Source organism: Mycobacterium lehmannii, from assembly GCF_002245535.1.
Lineage (GTDB): Bacteria > Actinomycetota > Actinomycetes > Mycobacteriales > Mycobacteriaceae > Mycobacterium > Mycobacterium lehmannii.
Window position 1 is genome coordinate 241,307 of record NZ_NKCN01000002.1, and the last position, 17,086, is coordinate 258,392.

21 protein-coding genes are annotated in these 17,086 nt (G+C 67.6%); 10 read left to right on the forward strand and 11 right to left on the reverse strand.

The features are described 5' to 3' along the window. Positions 1–4: 4 nt before the first annotated feature. Positions 5–490: an aminoacyl-tRNA deacylase gene (locus tag CEX87_RS03615; protein WP_094286002.1), complete on the reverse strand. Its 486-nt coding sequence runs from the start codon at positions 488–490 to the stop codon at positions 5–7. A 242-nt stretch (positions 491–732) separates the two neighbouring features. On the opposite strand from CEX87_RS03615, the gene CEX87_RS03620 reads away from it, so the two are divergent. Together CEX87_RS03620 and rsrA are read left to right on the forward strand one after the other, a co-directional pair. Next, a complete protein-coding gene (locus CEX87_RS03620; RefSeq protein WP_066848906.1) occupies positions 733–1,389 on the forward strand; it encodes a sigma-70 family RNA polymerase sigma factor in 657 nt (218 codons plus the stop codon). A gap of 44 nt (positions 1,390–1,433) precedes the next feature. After that, complete coding sequence (gene rsrA / locus CEX87_RS03625; protein ID WP_233151284.1) at positions 1,434–1,691, forward strand: mycothiol system anti-sigma-R factor; 258 nt, start codon at positions 1,434–1,436, stop codon at positions 1,689–1,691. A 22-nt stretch (positions 1,692–1,713) separates the two neighbouring features. On the opposite strand, the gene CEX87_RS27935 is transcribed toward rsrA, so the two are convergent. Beyond that, positions 1,714–1,806 (reverse strand): 50S ribosomal protein bL37, encoded by a 93-nt coding sequence (locus tag CEX87_RS27935; RefSeq protein WP_090355725.1) that lies wholly within the window; start codon positions 1,804–1,806, stop codon positions 1,714–1,716. A 154-nt stretch (positions 1,807–1,960) separates the two neighbouring features. On the opposite strand from CEX87_RS27935, the gene CEX87_RS03635 reads away from it, so the two are divergent. Continuing rightward, positions 1,961–2,176: a biotin/lipoyl-binding carrier protein gene (locus CEX87_RS03635; protein WP_043414713.1), complete on the forward strand. Its 216-nt coding sequence runs from the start codon at positions 1,961–1,963 to the stop codon at positions 2,174–2,176. 37 nt (positions 2,177–2,213) lie between these two features. Continuing rightward, positions 2,214–3,701, forward strand: a complete 1,488-nt coding sequence (locus CEX87_RS03640) for a sensor histidine kinase (protein ID WP_064417266.1) — start codon at positions 2,214–2,216, stop codon at positions 3,699–3,701. A 117-nt stretch (positions 3,702–3,818) separates the two neighbouring features. Here the strand turns inward: CEX87_RS03640 and whiB1 are convergent, their stop codons facing one another. After that, positions 3,819–4,073: a transcriptional regulator WhiB1 gene (gene whiB1 / locus CEX87_RS03645; protein ID WP_014208822.1), complete on the reverse strand. Its 255-nt coding sequence runs from the start codon at positions 4,071–4,073 to the stop codon at positions 3,819–3,821. Between the two features lie 248 nt (positions 4,074–4,321). Beyond that, on the reverse strand, positions 4,322–5,287 hold the full coding sequence (locus CEX87_RS03650) for a diacylglycerol/lipid kinase family protein (RefSeq protein WP_064394717.1): 966 nt from the start codon (positions 5,285–5,287) through the stop codon (positions 4,322–4,324). 51 nt (positions 5,288–5,338) lie between these two features. On the opposite strand from CEX87_RS03650, the gene CEX87_RS03655 reads away from it, so the two are divergent. Continuing rightward, positions 5,339–5,767 (forward strand): hypothetical protein, encoded by a 429-nt coding sequence (locus tag CEX87_RS03655; protein ID WP_064394716.1) that lies wholly within the window; start codon positions 5,339–5,341, stop codon positions 5,765–5,767. On the opposite strand, the gene CEX87_RS03660 is transcribed toward CEX87_RS03655, so the two are convergent. From CEX87_RS03660 to CEX87_RS03670, 3 genes are read right to left on the reverse strand one after another with little or no spacing between them, the layout of a single operon-like run. Continuing rightward, positions 5,716–6,201 (reverse strand): GNAT family N-acetyltransferase, encoded by a 486-nt coding sequence (locus CEX87_RS03660; RefSeq protein WP_064394715.1) that lies wholly within the window; start codon positions 6,199–6,201, stop codon positions 5,716–5,718. The two genes, CEX87_RS03655 and CEX87_RS03660, sit on opposite strands and share 52 nt — an antisense overlap. Further along, positions 6,198–7,292: an isochorismate synthase gene (locus CEX87_RS03665; RefSeq protein WP_064394714.1), complete on the reverse strand. Its 1,095-nt coding sequence runs from the start codon at positions 7,290–7,292 to the stop codon at positions 6,198–6,200. The genes CEX87_RS03660 and CEX87_RS03665 overlap by 4 nt, the downstream gene beginning before the upstream one ends. Next, positions 7,289–7,945 (reverse strand): acid phosphatase, encoded by a 657-nt coding sequence (locus CEX87_RS03670; RefSeq protein WP_416171883.1) that lies wholly within the window; start codon positions 7,943–7,945, stop codon positions 7,289–7,291. The genes CEX87_RS03665 and CEX87_RS03670 overlap by 4 nt, the downstream gene beginning before the upstream one ends. A gap of 6 nt (positions 7,946–7,951) precedes the next feature. Here CEX87_RS03670 and CEX87_RS03675 point away from each other — a divergent pair, with 6 nt between their 5' ends. After that, complete coding sequence (locus tag CEX87_RS03675; RefSeq protein WP_094286006.1) at positions 7,952–8,878, forward strand: ParA family protein; 927 nt, start codon at positions 7,952–7,954, stop codon at positions 8,876–8,878. Between the two features lie 48 nt (positions 8,879–8,926). On the opposite strand, the gene CEX87_RS03680 is transcribed toward CEX87_RS03675, so the two are convergent. Both CEX87_RS03680 and CEX87_RS03685 read right to left on the reverse strand, forming a co-directional pair. Further along, positions 8,927–10,144 carry an Rv3212 family protein gene (locus CEX87_RS03680; RefSeq protein WP_094286008.1) on the reverse strand — a complete coding sequence of 406 codons (1,218 nt, stop codon included), beginning with the start codon at positions 10,142–10,144 and terminating at the stop codon, positions 8,927–8,929. Between the two features lie 18 nt (positions 10,145–10,162). Next, the gene (locus tag CEX87_RS03685) at positions 10,163–11,632 is read right to left on the reverse strand and encodes a DEAD/DEAH box helicase (protein ID WP_094286010.1); all 1,470 of its coding nucleotides are present in this window, start codon (positions 11,630–11,632) and stop codon (positions 10,163–10,165) included. Positions 11,633–11,884: 252 nt separating this feature from the next. Here CEX87_RS03685 and CEX87_RS03690 point away from each other — a divergent pair, with 252 nt between their 5' ends. Further along, positions 11,885–12,580, forward strand: a complete 696-nt coding sequence (locus tag CEX87_RS03690; protein WP_064394332.1) for a ferritin-like fold-containing protein — start codon at positions 11,885–11,887, stop codon at positions 12,578–12,580. Position 12,581: 1 nt separating this feature from the next. Here CEX87_RS03690 and CEX87_RS03695 read toward each other — a convergent pair whose 3' ends face one another. Further along, on the reverse strand, positions 12,582–13,328 hold the full coding sequence (locus tag CEX87_RS03695) for a hypothetical protein (protein WP_064394333.1): 747 nt from the start codon (positions 13,326–13,328) through the stop codon (positions 12,582–12,584). A gap of 236 nt (positions 13,329–13,564) precedes the next feature. On the opposite strand from CEX87_RS03695, the gene CEX87_RS03700 reads away from it, so the two are divergent. Then, a complete protein-coding gene (locus CEX87_RS03700; protein ID WP_064394334.1) occupies positions 13,565–13,810 on the forward strand; it encodes a DUF3107 domain-containing protein in 246 nt (81 codons plus the stop codon). Here the strand turns inward: CEX87_RS03700 and CEX87_RS03705 are convergent. After that, positions 13,797–14,459, reverse strand: a complete 663-nt coding sequence (locus CEX87_RS03705; protein WP_064394435.1) for a TetR/AcrR family transcriptional regulator — start codon at positions 14,457–14,459, stop codon at positions 13,797–13,799. The two genes, CEX87_RS03700 and CEX87_RS03705, sit on opposite strands and share 14 nt — an antisense overlap. Positions 14,460–14,643: 184 nt before the next feature. Between CEX87_RS03705 and CEX87_RS03710 the strand changes: the two genes are divergently transcribed. Next, on the forward strand, positions 14,644–15,672 hold the full coding sequence (locus tag CEX87_RS03710; protein WP_064426867.1) for a DUF3152 domain-containing protein: 1,029 nt from the start codon (positions 14,644–14,646) through the stop codon (positions 15,670–15,672). A 193-nt stretch (positions 15,673–15,865) separates the two neighbouring features. Next, on the forward strand, positions 15,866–17,059 hold the full coding sequence (gene moeZ / locus CEX87_RS03715; RefSeq protein WP_094286014.1) for an adenylyltransferase/sulfurtransferase MoeZ: 1,194 nt from the start codon (positions 15,866–15,868) through the stop codon (positions 17,057–17,059). Positions 17,060–17,086: the final 27 nt, after the last annotated feature.

Sequence of the window (17,086 nt, forward strand, 5' to 3'; positions counted from 1 at the left end):
ACGCTCAGGCGCAGATGGCTGCGGTCACCGCGTCGGTCAGTCGGATCAGGTCCTGCGGGGCCACGGCGACCTCCAAGCCGCGCTTGCCTGCGCTGCACAGCACCCGGTCCCACAGCAGCGCCGTCTCGTCGATCACCGTCGGCAGCGGCGTCCGCTGCCCAAGCGGGGAGATACCGCCGATCACATAACCCGTGGACCGCTCGGCGGCCGCGCGTTCGGCCATGGTGGCCCTGGGCGCGCCGAGCGCCGACGCGGCCGCCTTCAGCGAAAGCTTGGCAGGAACCGGCACCACCGCAACGCCGAGGCCTGTCGGCAACGCCAGCACCAGCGTCTTGAAGATCTGTTCAGGCTCCACACCTTCGGACCGGACAAGCGCCGCCACGGCTTCCTCGCCGAACGGCTGGCGCGGATCATGGCGGTAGCGCAGAACCTCATGCGCAACACCGGCGGCCACCAGCGCGGCGATGGCCGGAGTTGCTGCGCGTGCCACCGCGCCAGCCTAATGCGACGCCCTTACGTCGGGCTTCGGGGAACAATCGGGGCCGGTGCCGCTGTTGTTGACGGTGGCTGCACCGCGGCGGGAGTTCGCGGGCAGAAAACATGTCGGTCTCAACCTCTAGGATGAGCGGAGGGGGTCAGGTGCCAACGCTGGCTATGGACTTTCCAGTGCTCCCGGTCGATCTGCCGGGTTTGTTCGCTGGCACCGCGACAGAAGGGACGGTGTTCCCCACCATGACCGACTCCGACGGGTCAACCCGAGATTCGGCGCAAGAGGCTCCTGAACCGCAGGAGACCGACGCCGAGCTCACCGCGCGCTTCGAGCGTGACGCGATTCCGCTGCTCGACCAGCTGTACGGCGGCGCGCTGCGGATGACGCGCAACCCCGCCGACGCCGAGGACCTGCTGCAGGAAACCATGGTCAAGGCGTACGCCGGCTTCCGGTCGTTCCGCGAGGGCACCAACCTCAAGGCGTGGCTCTACCGCATCCTCACCAACACCTACATCAACAGCTACCGCAAGAAACAGCGTCAGCCGGCGGAGTACCCCACAGAGGAGATCACCGACTGGCAGCTCGCGGCCAACGCCGAGCATTCGTCGACCGGACTGCGCTCGGCCGAGGTGGAGGCGCTCGAGTCGCTGCCGGACAACGAGATCAAGGAAGCGCTGCAGGCGCTGCCGGAGGATTTTCGGATGGCGGTCTATTACGCCGACGTCGAGGGCTTCCCATACAAAGAGATCGCCGAGATCATGGACACGCCGATAGGCACGGTGATGTCCCGGTTGCACCGGGGCAGGCGCCAGCTCCGCGAGCTGCTGGCCGACGTGGCCCGCGACCGCGGGTTCATTCGGGGACAGCAGATGGACACACCCGAGGAGGTCTCGTCGTGAGCTCGTTCTCTGACGAAGAGCGATGGCAGCCCCCCGTCGGTCCCATCGACCCCGAGCATCCCGAATGCGCCGCTGTCATTGCCGAGGTGTGGACGCTGCTCGACGGTGAGTGCACCCCCGAAACCCGCGACAAGCTGCGGCACCATCTCGAGGAGTGCCCCGCATGCCTGCGCCACTACGGCGTCGAGGAGCGGGTCAAGAGCCTGATCGCGAAGAAGTGCGGCGGCGAGAGAGCTCCGGAGAGCCTGCGCGAGCGTCTGCGCATCGAGATCAGCCGCACCACCATCATCCGGCGCGGTTAGCGCCGAGGATCACGCCTAGGCGCTAGCGCACCGACTTCGAGCCGGCGTTGGGCCGCTTACCGTGGTTGGCCTTCGTGTGCTTGCGGTCACGCTTCTTACGGCCACGCTTGGCCATGGTCTACCTCCGAGTGCTCTGGGGATTCTCGGCCCGTGCTCGGCGGGCGCGTTCGGACCATTGTCTCATGGCCCGGCGACAGCGCTGACAAGCCGGTCGTGTGGTTCGATGTAGGCCGAAAGTCGTACAGCAGCGGAAAGCGGATGGGGTGATGATGGCCGAGGACGTTCGCGCTGAGATCGTGGCCAGTGTGCTCGAGGTCGTGGTGAGCGAGGGCGATCAGATCGGCGAGGGGGACACCCTGGTGCTGCTGGAGTCGATGAAGATGGAGATCCCGGTGCTGGCCGAGGTGGCGGGCACCGTGAGCAAGGTCAGCGTTTCGGTTGGCGACGTCATCCAGGCCGGTGACCTCATCGCGGTGATCAGCTGATCACCGCGTCGTGAACCACCGCCGGAAGTAACCCCCGATGTCCACCCTCGGTGATCTGCTCGCCGAGCACACCATGCTGCCCGGCAATGCGGTGGACCACCTGCATGCGGTGGTCGGCGAATGGCAACTACTCGCCGACCTGTCCTTCGCCGACTACCTGATGTGGGTGCGCCGCGACGACGGCGCCCTGGTCTGCGTCGCGCAGGTGCGGCCGAACACCGCGCCGACGGTACTGCTGGCCGACGCGGTCAGCACGCTGGCCGACGCCGACGCGATGCCACTCGTGGCCACGGCGTTCGCAGCGGGTGAAATCGTCGTGGGAGACGGCGCGGGACAACAGGTTTCACCAGGGCTCAACGTCGAGGCCGTTCCAGTCCGGTACAAGGACGAGGTGGTCGCGGTGCTGACGCATCAGACCGCATTGGAGTCCAGGAAGGCCAGCCCGCTGGAGTCGGCCTACCTCGACTGTGCAGGCGACCTCCTGCACATGCTCTCGGAGGGCACCTTCCCCAACGTGGGCGACATCGCGATGTCGCGCTCGAGCCCACGCGTCGGCGACGGGTTCATCCGGCTCGACGGGGCGGGTGTGGTTACCTTTGCGAGCCCCAACGCGATCTCGGCCTATCACCGGATGGGGCTGGCCGCCGAACTCGGCGGGCACAACCTGGTCACCGTCACACGCCCGCTCATCGGTGACCCGTTCGAGGCGCAGGAACTGGCCAACCATGTGCGCGACTCGCTGGCCGGCGGATCGAGCATGCGCATGGAGGTCGACGCCGGTGGTGCGGCCGTGCTGATGCGTACGCTCCCGCTCGTCGTGCACGGCCAACCGGTGGGCGCAGCGGTGCTGATCCGCGACGTGACAGAAGTCAAGCGCCGCGACCGCGCCCTGCTGTCGAAGGACGCCACGATCCGCGAGATCCACCACCGGGTGAAGAACAACCTGCAGACCGTCGCGGCGCTGCTGCGCCTGCAGGCCCGTCGCACCAACAACGACGAAGGCCGCGAGGCGCTGATGGAATCGGTGCGACGGGTCTCCTCGATCGCGTTGGTCCACGATGCGCTGTCGATGTCGGTGGACGAGGAGGTCAACCTCGACGAAGTGGTCGACCGGATCCTGCCGATGATGAATGATGTTGCCGCCGTTGACAGTCCGATCCGCATCCGCCGGGTCGGCGATCTCGGTGTGCTCGACGCTGACCGCGCCACCGCGCTGATCATGGTGATCACCGAGCTGGTGCAGAATGCCATCGAGCACGCCTTCGACCCCGGCGTGCGCGAGGGCAGTGTCACCATCCGCGCCGAGCGCTCGGCCAGGTGGCTGGATGTGGTCGTCCACGACGACGGCCGGGGACTACCCGACGGGTTCAGCCTGGAGAAGGCCGACCGGCTCGGATTGCAGATCGTGCGGACGCTGGTGTCTGCCGAACTGGACGGGTCGCTGGGCATGCGCGAGGGACAGGACGGCGGAACCGATGTGGTGCTGCGGGTGCCGCTGGGCCGGCAGCGTCGACTCGCGCAGTAGCAAACTTCGCAATTCGCAAATCGGCCTTTCGTGTCGTAAAGCGGCCGTTATTGCATTTACAGAAAGATACGGCCCCGACGAATGTCGGGGCCGTATCTTGTTTGGTTCGGGTAGTGCTCAGACTCCGCTGCGGGCCTTGGTGCGAGCATTGCGGCGCTTGAGTGCGCGACGCTCGTCCTCGCTCATACCGCCCCAGACACCGGCATCCTGTCCGGACTCCAAAGCCCAGGTCAGGCACTCAGTGGTCACGGGACAGCGGTTGCAGACGAGCTTCGCGTCAGCGATCTGAGCGAGCGCCGGGCCGCTGTTTCCCACCGGGAAGAACAGTTCCGGATCCTCATCGCGACAGACCGCCTTGTGGCGCCAATCCATTAGATCAAACTCCTCGTCAGATACGTCACCCGTGCGCAGCACGGCGCACGGCATATTCTTCGGCTGTTTAACGCGTGCACATTGAATGTTTCTGCAACGTTGCTTCGATGCTTTCACAGGCTGGACAGATGTCAATACTCGCGAGTTAACAAGTGCGCAATGTCACTAGCCGGGTGGCTTCGCACGCCGCAGACTCGTCTGTACTAGACTCGATCCAACTGCGCCCGAAATCCTACGCCGCAGGCCGATCACCGCAGGTCAGAGACCTCTCCAGGTGCAGGTGCCAACACGCCGAGCGCGTCGGGGACGGCGGTGAACATCATCGAATCGCGTAATCCGACGTAGTCGCCGTCGATCTGGCAGGCGACCGGTGCCTCGCTGGTGACCTGCAGCCACGACAGGTCGTCGTCACGGACCAGATGCTTGGCCTCGATGCGGGCTTTCTTGGACAGCATCCGCCGCACCAGCATCAGGTTGGCCCACACATTCATGCTGGTCGTGGCGAAAACACCCAGGCCGGTCTCGAATGTTGTCATCGGGTTGGTCCAGACCGGGCGGGCGTTGGCGTACGTCCAGGGGCTGGCGTTGGACACGAACGCGAAGTGCACGCCGCCGATCGGTTCGCGGTCGGGCAGGTGCACGGTCAGCGACGGTTCCTTACGGGTGCTGGCCAGCATCTCGCGGATGGCGACGCGGATGTAGCGCGAAGCGGTGACGACGCGGCCCTTCGCGCGCTGCGCCTCGACGGCGGCCACCACGTCGCCGTCGACGCCCATCCCCGCGGTGAACACGCCCCAGCGTTCACCGCAGTCCATCAGCCCGATGCGCCGCCACGACTTGCGGCGGCGGTACTCCGACAGCAGGTCGATCAGCTGATTGGTCGCCTCGATCGGGTCCGGGCTGATGCCGAGGGCGCGCGCGAAGACGTTGGCCGACCCGCCGGGCACCACGCCGACGGCAGGCGCTGCCGCGCCCGGCCCACCGACCTCGAGAATGCCGTTGACCACCTCGTTCACCGTGCCGTCGCCGCCGTGCACGATCAGGACGTCGACGCCGTCACGCGCTGCGTCGCGGGCGATCTCGATGGCATGTCCGCGGTGATCGGTGTGCGCGACGGTCAGCTTCACCCGACTCTCCAGCGCATGGGCCAACAGATCACGGCCGGCCGGAGTCGTTGACGTCGCATTCGGGTTCACGATCAGCACGGCGCGCACGGGGTCTGAGCCTACTGAACCGGTTCTGCGCGCCCCTCTACGCTCGAAGGCGTGATCGTTCCATCTCCGACGACGGTGCGCCAAGCCGCTGTCCTGGTCGCCGTGGAGGGCGCGGCTGCCCTGGTCGCGGCGCTGGTCTATGTGGTGAGCGGGTTCGGCAGGGCCGAAGAGTCCGGGCTGAACAAGTACGGCACCGCGCTGTGGTTCGCGATCATGGGCGCCGGTGTGCTGGCCGCGGCGTGGGCGTTGTGGACGGGCAGGCGGTGGGGGCGTGGCATCGCCGTGTTCGCCCAACTGCTGCTGCTGCCGGTCGTCTACTACATGGGCGTCGGGTCGCACCAGTGGTTGTACGCCGCGCCGATCGGCGTGGTGGCGGTGGTGACGCTGGCGCTGCTGTTCAGTCCCTCGACCCTGGAGTGGGTGGGGACTCACGGCGATTCTGCGGCCAGCGCCGACAGTTCGGGCCCCGAGACGCGGTAAGTGATCCAGTCCGTCTGTTGCTTGCCGCCGACGGCCTCGTAGAGCGCGATCGCGTTGACGTTCCAGTCGAGCACCGCCCACGACAACCGGGTGTAACCGTGCGTGGTGCACTCCCGTGCCAGGGTTGCCAACAACTTGTGGGCCAACCGGCGCCTGCGGAACTGCGGGCGCACGTAGAGGTCTTCGAGGTGGATGCCGGCGACACCGTCCCATGTGGAGAAGTTGCGAAACCACAGCGCGCCCGCGGCGGCCTGTCCGTCGACCTCGGCGATGTGGCCCGCGACGGCGGCCGGTTCGTCGAAAAGCGCTCGGCGCATCTGGTCTTCGGTCACGGTGCACTCGTGCGCGGCGTGTTCGAACTCGGCGAGTTCGTGGACCATCGCGGTCAGCTCACGCTCGTCGCCGGGGCGCACCCTGCGGATCAGCTCGGTCACGTCGCGGCGCCAAGCGCGGCGAGGATCGTGGTGAATTTGGTTGTGGTTTCCTCGAGTTCGTCGTCGGGATCGGATTCGGCGACGATGCCGCCGCCCGAATACGCCTCGGCCGTACGGCGATCCGCCGACAGCGCCGCGCAGCGAATCGACACCACCCACCGGCCGTCGCCTCGTTGGTCGCACCAGCCGACGGCACCGGCGTAGAAACCCCGGTCGCCTTCGAGCTCGGCGATCAGGTCGGCCGCATCGGCGGTGGGCACCCCGCCGACCGCAGGCGTCGGGTGCAGCGCGATGGCCAAGTCCAGTGCGGTGATTGATCTTTCGCGAAGTGTGCCGGTGATGCGGGTGGCCAGATGCCACACCGAGTCAGTCTTGCGAAGCGCCGGTTCGGCGGCTACCTCGAGGTCGGCGCACAGCGGCTCGAGCGCGTCGCGGATCGTGTCGACCACGAACTGGTGCTCGCGAAGGTTCTTCGCCGACGCGGCCAGCGCGGCGCCGTTCGCCTCGTCGGTGTCGGGATCGGGGGAGCGCGGCGCCGAACCCGCGAACGGTGCGCAGACCACCTGATCGCCGCGGCGGGCCACCAGTAGCTCGGGGCTTGCGCCCACCAGCACGCTCCCGGAGTAACCACCGCCCGCGGCGGTCAGGTCGGCGAGGTACCCGTTGGCCGCGGGATCGGCGCTGACGAGCCGGTGCAGGACGGTGCGCGCGTCCAGCGGTCCGTCGGCGGCCAGCCGAAGGGCCCTGGCGAGCACGACCTTGTGCAGCCCGCTCGACGGGCTGTTGAGCCGGTCGACGGCGCTGGCGACCCGCGTGCGGTGTTCCTCGGGATCCGGCAGCGCCTCGGCTATCTGTACGCCGGGCATCGGGCGTAGCGGCCAGTCCGGCAGCGCGTCGAGGAACTGGACGCTCTGCGGGCGGATCAGCGCCGCCGGTTTGGTCAGGTCGAAAGGCAACGCCCCCACGATGATCGGGGCGCTGTGCGATGCCAGCGCGGCTCGCGCCTCAGCGACCTTCGGGAACGCGGTGTGCACTCCCTCCGCGACGACGGCGCCGCGGGAGGCCAGGACGAAGGACGGTTCGCGGGTCACCGTGGTTTACACGGATCCTGATGGCCGGTCAGTCCCTGCGCGATGATCTGGCGCATGGCGTGCTCGAATCCGAGGACGGCCAGCGACGCGGGCGCCATCGCGAACCGGATCCCGTCGGACACCGGCAGCTCGACCCACCGCGCGATCATCGAGCGGGAGAAGTGCGCGTGGCCCACGAACACGACGTCGCGCGATGTCATATGGCTCAGCGCCGACTCCAGGGCGCGGTCGGCGCGCTGCGTGACCGTCTCCACGCTCTCGCCGCCGTCGGCGCCGTGCGTCCAGATCAGCCAGTCGGGGACGGTCTCGCGGATCTCGGGCGTCGTCAGCCCCTCGTAGCGGCCGTAGTCCCATTCCCGCAGAAGCGGCGACACCTCGTCGATGTTCAGCCCGGCCAGTTCGGCGGTCTGCACCGCGCGCCGCAATGGGCTGGACAGCACCAGGGGGTGGTCCAGTTCCAGTTCGGCCAGCGCTTCGGCGGCCAGCTTGGCGCGTTCCACGCCGACCGCGGTCAGTTCGAGATCGGTGTGGCTGGTGTGCCGACCGCTTCTCGACCACTCCGTTTCGCCGTGACGAAGCAGGATCAGGCGGTGCTCCAAAAGGGCCACGCTCACTGATTCTGCCGCACGGTCGGTCGCGGTGTCCCGACCCATGCAACGATGGGCACCGTGACGCGAGTACTTGCGGTCGCCAATCAAAAGGGTGGGGTAGCCAAGACGACGACGGTGGCGTCGTTGGGTGCGGCGATTCAGGAGACGGGTAAGCGGGTCCTGCTCGTGGACCTCGACCCGCAGGGGTCCCTGACGTTCTCCCTGGGCCACGACCCGGACAAGCTGGCGGTGTCGATCCACGAAGTGCTGCTCGGCGAGGTCGAACCCGACGTCGCCCTGCTGGAGACGCCCGAGGGGATGACACTGCTGCCCGCCAACATCGACTTGGCGGGGGCCGAGGCCATGCTGTTGATGCGCGCCGGGCGCGAGTACGCGCTCAAGAGGGCGCTGGCCAAGCTCGGTGTCGGAGCCGGAACGCCGGCGACATCAGGCCGAGGAGCCGGAACGCCGGCGACATCAGGCCGAGGAGCCGGAACGCCGGCGACATCAGGCCGAGGAGCCGGAACGCCGTCTTCATCGGGCAGGTCCGACTACGACATCGTGATCATCGACTGTCCGCCGTCGCTCGGCGTGCTCACGCTCAACGGGTTGACCGCCGCCGACGACGTGATCGTGCCGCTGCAGTGCGAGACCTTGGCGCACCGCGGGGTCGGGCAGTTCCTGCGCACCATCGCCGACGTTCAGGCGATCACGAACCCCGATCTCAAACTGCTGGGCGCGCTGCCGACGCTGTACGACTCGCGCACGACCCACAGCCGCGACGTGCTGCTCGACGTCGCCGACCGCTACGACCTGCCGGTGCTGGCGCCGCCGATCCCGCGCACCGTCCGCTTCGCCGAAGCGAGCGCCTCGGGAGCGTCGGTGTTGGCCAGCCGCAAGAACAAGGGTGCGGGCGCCTACCGCGAGCTGGCCACCGCGCTGCTCAAGCACTGGAAGAACGGCAAGCCGATGCCGACGTTCGCCCCAGACATATAGCGATTTCGGTGTACTACCGATCGCTGCGCGACTGGTAGTGCACCCAAGTTACGACTGGCCGAGCGCCACCAGTTCCTCGCCGCGCTGTTCGATCACCATCGAACCGGCGACCGCGGGCACCACCGGCGCCGCGCTCGGCGGCCGTGTCACGGGAATGTGGCGTTCACCCTGCCCGGTCGCGGGGTCGAACACGTCGTAGCCGTCGGTGACGGGGACCAGCAACCGCCCCGCCATGATCGTCGCCGGCCCCAGCGGCTTGTTGCGGCCCTCGGGCGTGACGGTGTATCGGTATTCAAATCCGTTGGCGGAGAACACCATTACGCTGTCGCCGGTCCACCACGTGATCAGGTCGCCCGCCCGCGACATCGTGGCCTGCGGCGACGGCGGGCTTGGCACCGGGGTGCTGGCGACCGTCGCGCCCGTCTCGTCGACGATGTTCACCACGGGCTTGGGTGTGGGCACGTAGAGCGCGGTCATCGTGTCGGCCACGGCCACCACGCGTGCGCCCGAATCCGGTGTGACACCCGGTTGCTGGACATACCTCAACTCGGGGGTGTCCTCCTCGTCGGAGGGCCGCAGCAGCGTCAGGCGCAGATCGGGCTGCCGCGGGCACGCCTCGAGCACCGACACCGCGCTCGAACTCGCTTGAGCGGACACCAACCGACACAGCGGCCGCGAGGGGACATCCGGCTTGATGCGCGCATCCAGCGCGCCGTAGCTCAGCATTCGGACCATGTCGGAACGCCACAGCTCGAGCCGGTTCTCACCCGCCGAGAGCACCGCGGTGCCGTCCGAAGACAGGGTCACTGAGGGGTCGGCGTAGGACGACCGCGCCGGACCGCGCATGCCGGTCTTGGCGTCGATCGTGCTGACCTGGCCACAGCCGCGGGTGTCGGGGTAGACGGCGACCGCGTACTGGTAGACGTAGCTGACCCCGCACAGGTCGAGATCACGCTCGTAACTCCACAGCGTGGTCCCGGTCGCGGGGTCGCGGCCCTCCACGGCCCGCCCGTCGCCGGTCACCACCGCACCGCCGATGACCAGCGGCATCGTGGTGGCTGCGCTGGGTGCGCTCCACACCTGGCGCAGCGACTGCGGAACCGCCTTGGCGGGGGTCAGTGCCGGAACCGGGCCGTCCGCGGGTCTGCTGATCGTGGCCCGCGCGTCGCTGGTCCACCACACCAGCCCGGCCGTCACCGCGACCACGACGCCAATCGCCAGCGCCACCATCACATCGGTGCGCGTGCGGCGTTCGGGTTTGACCATCGCGGGGGAGGCGGTGGACTAGCCGGTGCTGGCCGGAGCCTTGCGGGGTCGGCGCCTACGCCTGCGCTTGGCAGGAGCCGTATCGCCGGACCCTTCGCCCGTCTCGCCGGAAGAAGCCTGATCGGACGGCGTTGTGGACGCGTCCGGGTGGCCGGTGGCCGACTTGCCGCCGCGGGTGCGGCGACGTGTGCGGTTGCGGTTGCGCGCGGGGCGGTCGTCGGACTTCTCGGCCGGGGCGCGCCTGCTGCTCTGCACCTTCACGGGCTCGCCGACGGTGCCGGAGGCATCGGCGGGAATGCCCAGTTCGCTGTAGAGGTGCGGTGAGCTCGAATACGTCTCGGCGGGATCGGGGCAGCCGAGGTTCAGCGCCTTGTCGATCATCGTCCAGCGCGCCAACTCGTCCCAGTCGACGAGGGTCACCGCGACACCGGTCTTGCCCGCGCGCCCGGTGCGGCCGATGCGGTGCACGTAGGCCTGCTCGTCCTCGGGGATCTGGTAGTTGATCACGTGGGTGACGTCGTCGATGTCGATGCCGCGGGCGGCGACGTCGGTGGCGACCAGGACGTCGATCTCGCCGGTGCGGAACGCCTTGAGTGCCTTCTCGCGCGCGCCCTGACCGAGGTCACCGTGCACGGCGCCGACCTTGAAGCCGCGTTCGGCCAGTTCGTCGGAGACCTTCTGCGCGGTGCGCTTGGTGCGGGTGAAGATCATCGTCGCGCCTCGACCCTCGGCCTGCAGGATGCGGGCGACCATCTCGACTTTGTCCAGGGCGTGCGCGCGGTAGGCGAACTGCTCGGTGGTGTCGTGGGTGGCCGCCGAATGCGGGGCCTCGGCCCGGATGTGCGTCGGCTGGTTCATGAAGGTCCGGGCCAGCGTGATGATGGGGTCCGGCATCGTCGCCGAGAACAGCATCGACTGCCTGTTGTCGGGGATCTGGCGCAGGATCCGCTCGATGTCGGGCAAGAAGCCCAGGTCGAGCATCTCGTCGGCCTCGTCGAGCACCAGCATGGACAGTCCGCCCAGCTTCAGGTGCCCTTGCTGGGCCAGGTCGAGCAGCCGGCCCGGTGTGCCGACGACCACGTCGACGCCCTTCTCGAGCGCCTCGATCTGTCCTTCGTAGGGCCGTCCACCGTAGATCGAGGTGACCGACAGCTTGCGGTCGCCGACGGTCAGGTACTTCGCAGCGGCCGCCAGGTCGCCGTATACCTGCAGACACAGCTCGCGGGTGGGTACGACCACCAAGGCCCGCGGGACGCCCGTCAGGGGGCGGTCGGGGTCGGTGGTGATCCGCTGGAGCAGGGGCACGCCGAATGCCAGCGTCTTGCCCATACCGGTGCGGGCCTGGCCGATCAGGTCGTCGCCGGCCAATGCCATCGGCATGGTCAGCTCTTGGATGGCGAAGGGATGCTGCTTGCCGTCCTCGGCGAGAGCGCGGACGATTTCGTCGCGAACTCCCAGTTCAGCAAATGTGGGATTGAGATGCGTCATACGCGAAACGAGGCCTTTCAGTTGTCGTCCTCATGGCTTCCACGCGCGCACGAGTTCGACAAAAGCTGGCCTGTGAAGACCAAGGCCCTGCACTGAGGTAGGCGGACCGACTGCGTGCACGCACATTTCTTTGGGTCGCGGCGGGCTCTGCAAATGTTTTGCAGATGCCTTGAAATGCCACCGCCCGAACCCATCGTACCTGGCGGCGCTCGCCCGACGAGCCACCCGCCGTCGGCGTTTATTGTTGGGCCCATGAACGCGACGCCTCCGGCACCCGGGCAGACCGACTCGGCAACCTCGGGTGTGTCGGCCGACCATCCCGGCGTCAACGAGCTTTTCGCGCTGCTGGCCTATGGCGAGGTCGCCGCGTTCTACCGCCTCACCGACGAAGCGCGAATGGCGCCGAACCTTCGCGGGCGCATCAACATGGCGAGCATGGCGGCCGCGGAGATGAACCACTACGAGGTGCTGCGCGACGCGCTCGAGCGCCGCGGAGTCGACGTCGTGCCCGCGATGACGAAATACGCGTCCGCCCTTGAGAATTACCACCGGCTGACCACCCCGAGCACCTGGCTCGAGGCACTGGTGAAGACCTATGTCGGCGACGCGCTGGCGGCCGACTTCTACCTCGAGATCGCCCATGCCCTGCCCGACGAGGTCGCCGACGTGGTGCGCGCGGTGCTGTCGGAGACCGGCCACTCCCAGTTCGTCGTCGCCGAGGTGCGCGCGGCGGTGACGGCCAGCGACCGGCAGCGCCACCGGCTCGCGCTGTGGTCGCGGCGGCTCCTCGGTGAGGCCATCACCCAGGCGCAGTTCGTGATGGCCGATCACGACGAGCTCGTCGACCTGGTGCTGGCCAGCGGTGAAGGTCTGACTCAGATGACCGAGTTCTTCGACCGGCTCCAGCGGACACACGCCTCCCGGATGGAGGAGCTGGGCCTCGCCTGACCTACTGGGTGCAGGTCGCGATCATCGAGTTGTTGTTCTGCGCGGCGATCAGCGTGCCGGCGGCGTCGAGGATGCTGCAGTTCAGCTGGCCGCCGACGCTGGTCGCGGTGACCGATTTCAGTTCAACGCCCGGGTCGAGGACCACCTGCTTGACCCAGGGCAGCGCGACGTTGACGTCGGTGCGCAGCGCGCCCTGGCCGTCGGTGTAGATCACGGTCACCAGGTCGAGCAGCTGGCGGTTACCCGTCACCCGGTAGGTCACGGTGCGCGGTGACGGCGGTGCGGGCGGCGGAACGGCTGCCTGTGCCGTCGTGCTCGGTGCGGGCGGTGGCGTCGTCTCGGCGCTCGGGGTGACCGTCGTGACGGTCTCCGGCGGCAGCGAGGGAACGAGGGGCGCCGCCGTTCCCGCGCTCGGCGCGGTGGTGGCGGGAGCGCTCGACGGCACCGGCGCCTCCGATGTCGCGGTGGCCGACACCGAACCGCTGTCGCCGCCGCCGAGGATGATGCCGGTGGTGCCGATCGCGATGAACAGGATCACCCCGGCGATGCCGGCGACCCACATCCAGCGTCGGTCGATGCTCTCCTCGTCGTATGACTGCTCGTAGTCGTCGTAGTCCTCGAACTCGGGCGAACCGGGGTAGTCGTAGTCGAAGTCTTCGGCAGGCGGCTCCGAGTAATCGGAGTAGCTGGGAATCCGCTCCGTCGGGGCCAGCGAATACGGTGAGTGCGCGGTGTAAGACCTGTTCATGTGGGTTTTCCCGGTGTCGTCTCGAGCGTAGAAGATCTTGCCGCGCCTGATGCTATCGAGGCAGAAGTGACAGATGAGGTTCAGCGGCTGGTGTGTTGGTTACGGTCCGGACTCGGTTCGGTCGCCGTAGGTCTCGGCGCTTCGCCGACCGCGAACTCACCGCCGTGGTGCGGTCGGTCAGCGGGTCGTCCACTAGCCTTGGCTCAAGTTCTTCGAAAACGAAAGGGGCCCACGGCGTGGAGGTCAAGATCGGTGTCACGGACAGCCCGCGCGAGCTGAGCTTCAACAGCGCGCAGACACCCAGCGAGGTGGAGCAGTTGTTCACCGAGGCGCTGGCCAAGGATTCGGGTGTGCTGGCCCTCACCGACGAGAAGGGCCGGCGCTTCCTCGTGCAGACATCCAAGATCGCCTACGTGGAGATCGGCGCTGCCGATGTCCGACGCGTCGGCTTCGGGGTCGGGATCGGATCTAAGACCGGGTAAGCGGCACGTGTGACAGTCCGCCCCAAGCGAACTGGACCGTGCCCTCGACCGCGTCGTCCTTGGAGATCGGGCGGTCGTTGTTGAGCCAGTAGCGTGCGGAGTCGACGCTGATGGCGACCAGACCGACCGCGATCATCCTGGCCCGGTGCGCCTCGAGTCCGGAGTCGCGGCTGATCAGGTCGAACACTGCGTCGGTGCACGCCTCGGTGGCCACCTTCACCTGCGCGGCGACCTGCGGTTCGTTGACGTAGTCGTTCTCGAAGATCAACCGGTAGCCCTGGCCGTCGTGCTCGATGAAGTCGAAGAACGCCTGGACCGCCGCGCGCAACCGCTGCCGGTTGTCGGTGGTCGTGCGCAGCGCCTGGCGCACACCGGAGACGAGGTTCTCCACATGCTTGGCGAGTACCGCCAGGTAGAGCTCCAACTTGGACGAGAAATGTTGGTACAGAACGGGTTTGCTAACCCCGGCGCGTTCGGCGATCTCATCCATGCCCGCCGCGTGGTAGCCACGGTCGACGAAAACCTCGCTGGCAGCGACCAGTAGCTGCCCTCGACGCTCATCGCGCGGCAGCCTGCCGCCGCGCCGATTCAACACTTCGCCGCCCGGCTGCGCGCCTCTCCTCGCGGCGGTGTTGGCGAGATCGCTCATCACATCCTTCATCTGCGTCGACGGGCACCGGTTATCGCAATGACCTTACTACCGTTGATAAAGCATGCAGGTGAGGCGCGGATCACAGCGCTTAAGGTGGTCGATGGCGCGCCGAAAGTATGAGGACGTCGGCCTGTGTCATCCTGTTGCGGTGACCTACGACTCCCGTACGCGAGGAGGACAGATGGGTCCCGAACCCGGCGGGGGTGTTCGCGTGCCCGCGCTGCGCAATGAATGGCGCGAGCCGTTGCGCGCCCAACGCGATCCCCTCGCAGAGAGCTCGGGACGGGTGAGGTCCAATCGCGATGAGCACCGCGGCTTCCGCAAGCAGTCGTGGCTCGGTCGCTTCGTCTCCACTTACGGCTGGCGGGCCTATGCGTTGCCCGTTTTGATCGTGTTGACCGCGGTCGTCGTCTACCAGACCATCACCGGCACGGGCGCGCCCGCACCCAAGCAGGCCGAGGGCCCGGTGCAGGGCCCGCCAACCATCGGCGTGGCCAGCACCGCGATCATCGGTGCCCCGCCCAAGGGGTTGACCCAGTTCGACGCGGACCTGCCGACCGGAATCCTGCCCCAGGGTGGCCCGTTCACCGAGGCCGGCGCCAAGACGTGGCACGTCGTGCCCGGGGCGACCTCGCAGGTCGGCCAGGGCACCGCGAAGGTGTTCACCTACACCGTCGAGGTCGAGGACGGGATCGACACCACGACATTCGGCGGCGACGAGGCGTTCGCCCGCATGGTCACCGAGACGCTGGCCAACCCCAAGAGCTGGACCCACAATCCGCAGTTCGCCTTCACCCGCATCGACGGGACGTCAGGAATCGAACCGGACTTCCGGGTGTCGTTGAGCACGCCGATGACCGTGCGCGAGGGCTGCGGCTACGACATCCAGCTGGAGGCGTCCTGCTACAACCCGGCCTACCGGGACGGGCAGCCGCGCGTGTTCATCAACGAGGCGCGCTGGGTGCGCGGTGCGGTGCCCTTCCAGGGTGACGTCGGCTCCTATCGGCAGTACCTGATCAACCACGAGGTCGGCCACGCGATCGGTTACCAACGGCACGAGCCGTGCGGGGGCAACGACCAACTCGCGCCGGTCATGATGCAGCAGACCTTCTCGACCAACAACAACGACGCCGCGCGCTTCGACCCGCAGTCGGTCCAGCCCGACAATCACACCTGCAAACCGAACCCCTGGCCGTACCCGATCGCCTGAGTTCCTTCCTTCCCCTGCCGCGAGTGACCGTGGCTGTGCGGCGACACGCCGTGCCTGGGCGTACAACGGCGGTCGCTCGCCCACGGTGAGCGGCCACGGTCCTGGGGGAAGCGATCGCCGCTCGTTGCTGTTGAATGTCGTAACTGCTGTGATGGTCATAGACGTTGAATCAGGTGGATCAAGGAGAAACACGGTGTCGACACCGTTGCCGCCGCTGGTAGAACCGGCGGCCGAACTCACCCGCGAGGAAGTGGCGCGCTACAGCCGTCACCTCATCATTCCCGACCTGGGCCTGGACGGGCAGAAGCGACTGAAGAACGCCCGGGTACTGGTCATCGGCGCCGGCGGGCTGGGCTCGCCGACGCTGCTGTACCTGGCGGCCGCGGGCGTCGGCACGATCGGGCTCGTCGAGTTCGACGTGGTCGACGAGTCCAACCTGCAGCGCCAGATCATCCACGGCCAGTCCGACATCGGCCGGTCGAAGGCCGAAAGCGCGCGTGACTCGATTCTTGACATCAACCCGCTGGTCGACGTGCGGCTGCACCAGTTCCGGCTCGAACCCGAGAACGCCGTCGAGCTGTTCGAGCAGTACGACCTGATCCTGGACGGCACCGACAACTTCGCGACGCGCTACCTCGTCAACGACGCCGCCGTGCTGGCCCACAAGCCCTATGTGTGGGGTTCGATCTACCGGTTCGAGGGCCAGATCTCCGTGTTCTGGGAAGACGCCCCGGCCGACGAGGGCGGCAATGAGCGAGGACTGAACTACCGCGACCTGTACCCCGAGCCGCCGCCGCCGGGAATGGTGCCGTCGTGCGCGGAGGGCGGGGTGCTCGGCATCCTGTGCGCCTCGGTGGCATCGGTGATGGGCACCGAGGCCATCAAGCTGATCACCGGCATCGGCGAAACGCTGCTGGGCCGCCTGATGGTCTACGACGCACTCGACATGACCTACCGCACGATCAAGATCCGCAAGGACCCGTCGACCCCGAAAATCACCGAGCTGATCGACTATGAGGAGTTCTGCGGCGTGGTGTCCGACGCCGCCGCCGAGGCCGCCGCCGATGCGACGATCACCCCTCGCGAACTCAAGGAGCTGCTCGATTCGGGCAAGCCGTTGGCGCTGATCGACGTGCGCGAACAGGTCGAGTGGGACATCAACCGCATTCAGGGCGCCGAGCTGATCCCCAAGGGCGCCTTCGAATCCGGGGAGGCGCTGGCCAAGTTGCCGACCGACCGGACGCCGGTGTTCTACTGCAAGACCGGTGTGCGCTCTGCCGAGGTGTTGGCGATCGCGAAGAACGCCGGGTTCTCCGACGCGATGCATGTGCAAGGCGGCATCGTCGCGTGGGGTAGACAACTCGAACCCGACATGGTCATGTACTAACGGCTGGTTTGCCGAAACTCCGCTTAC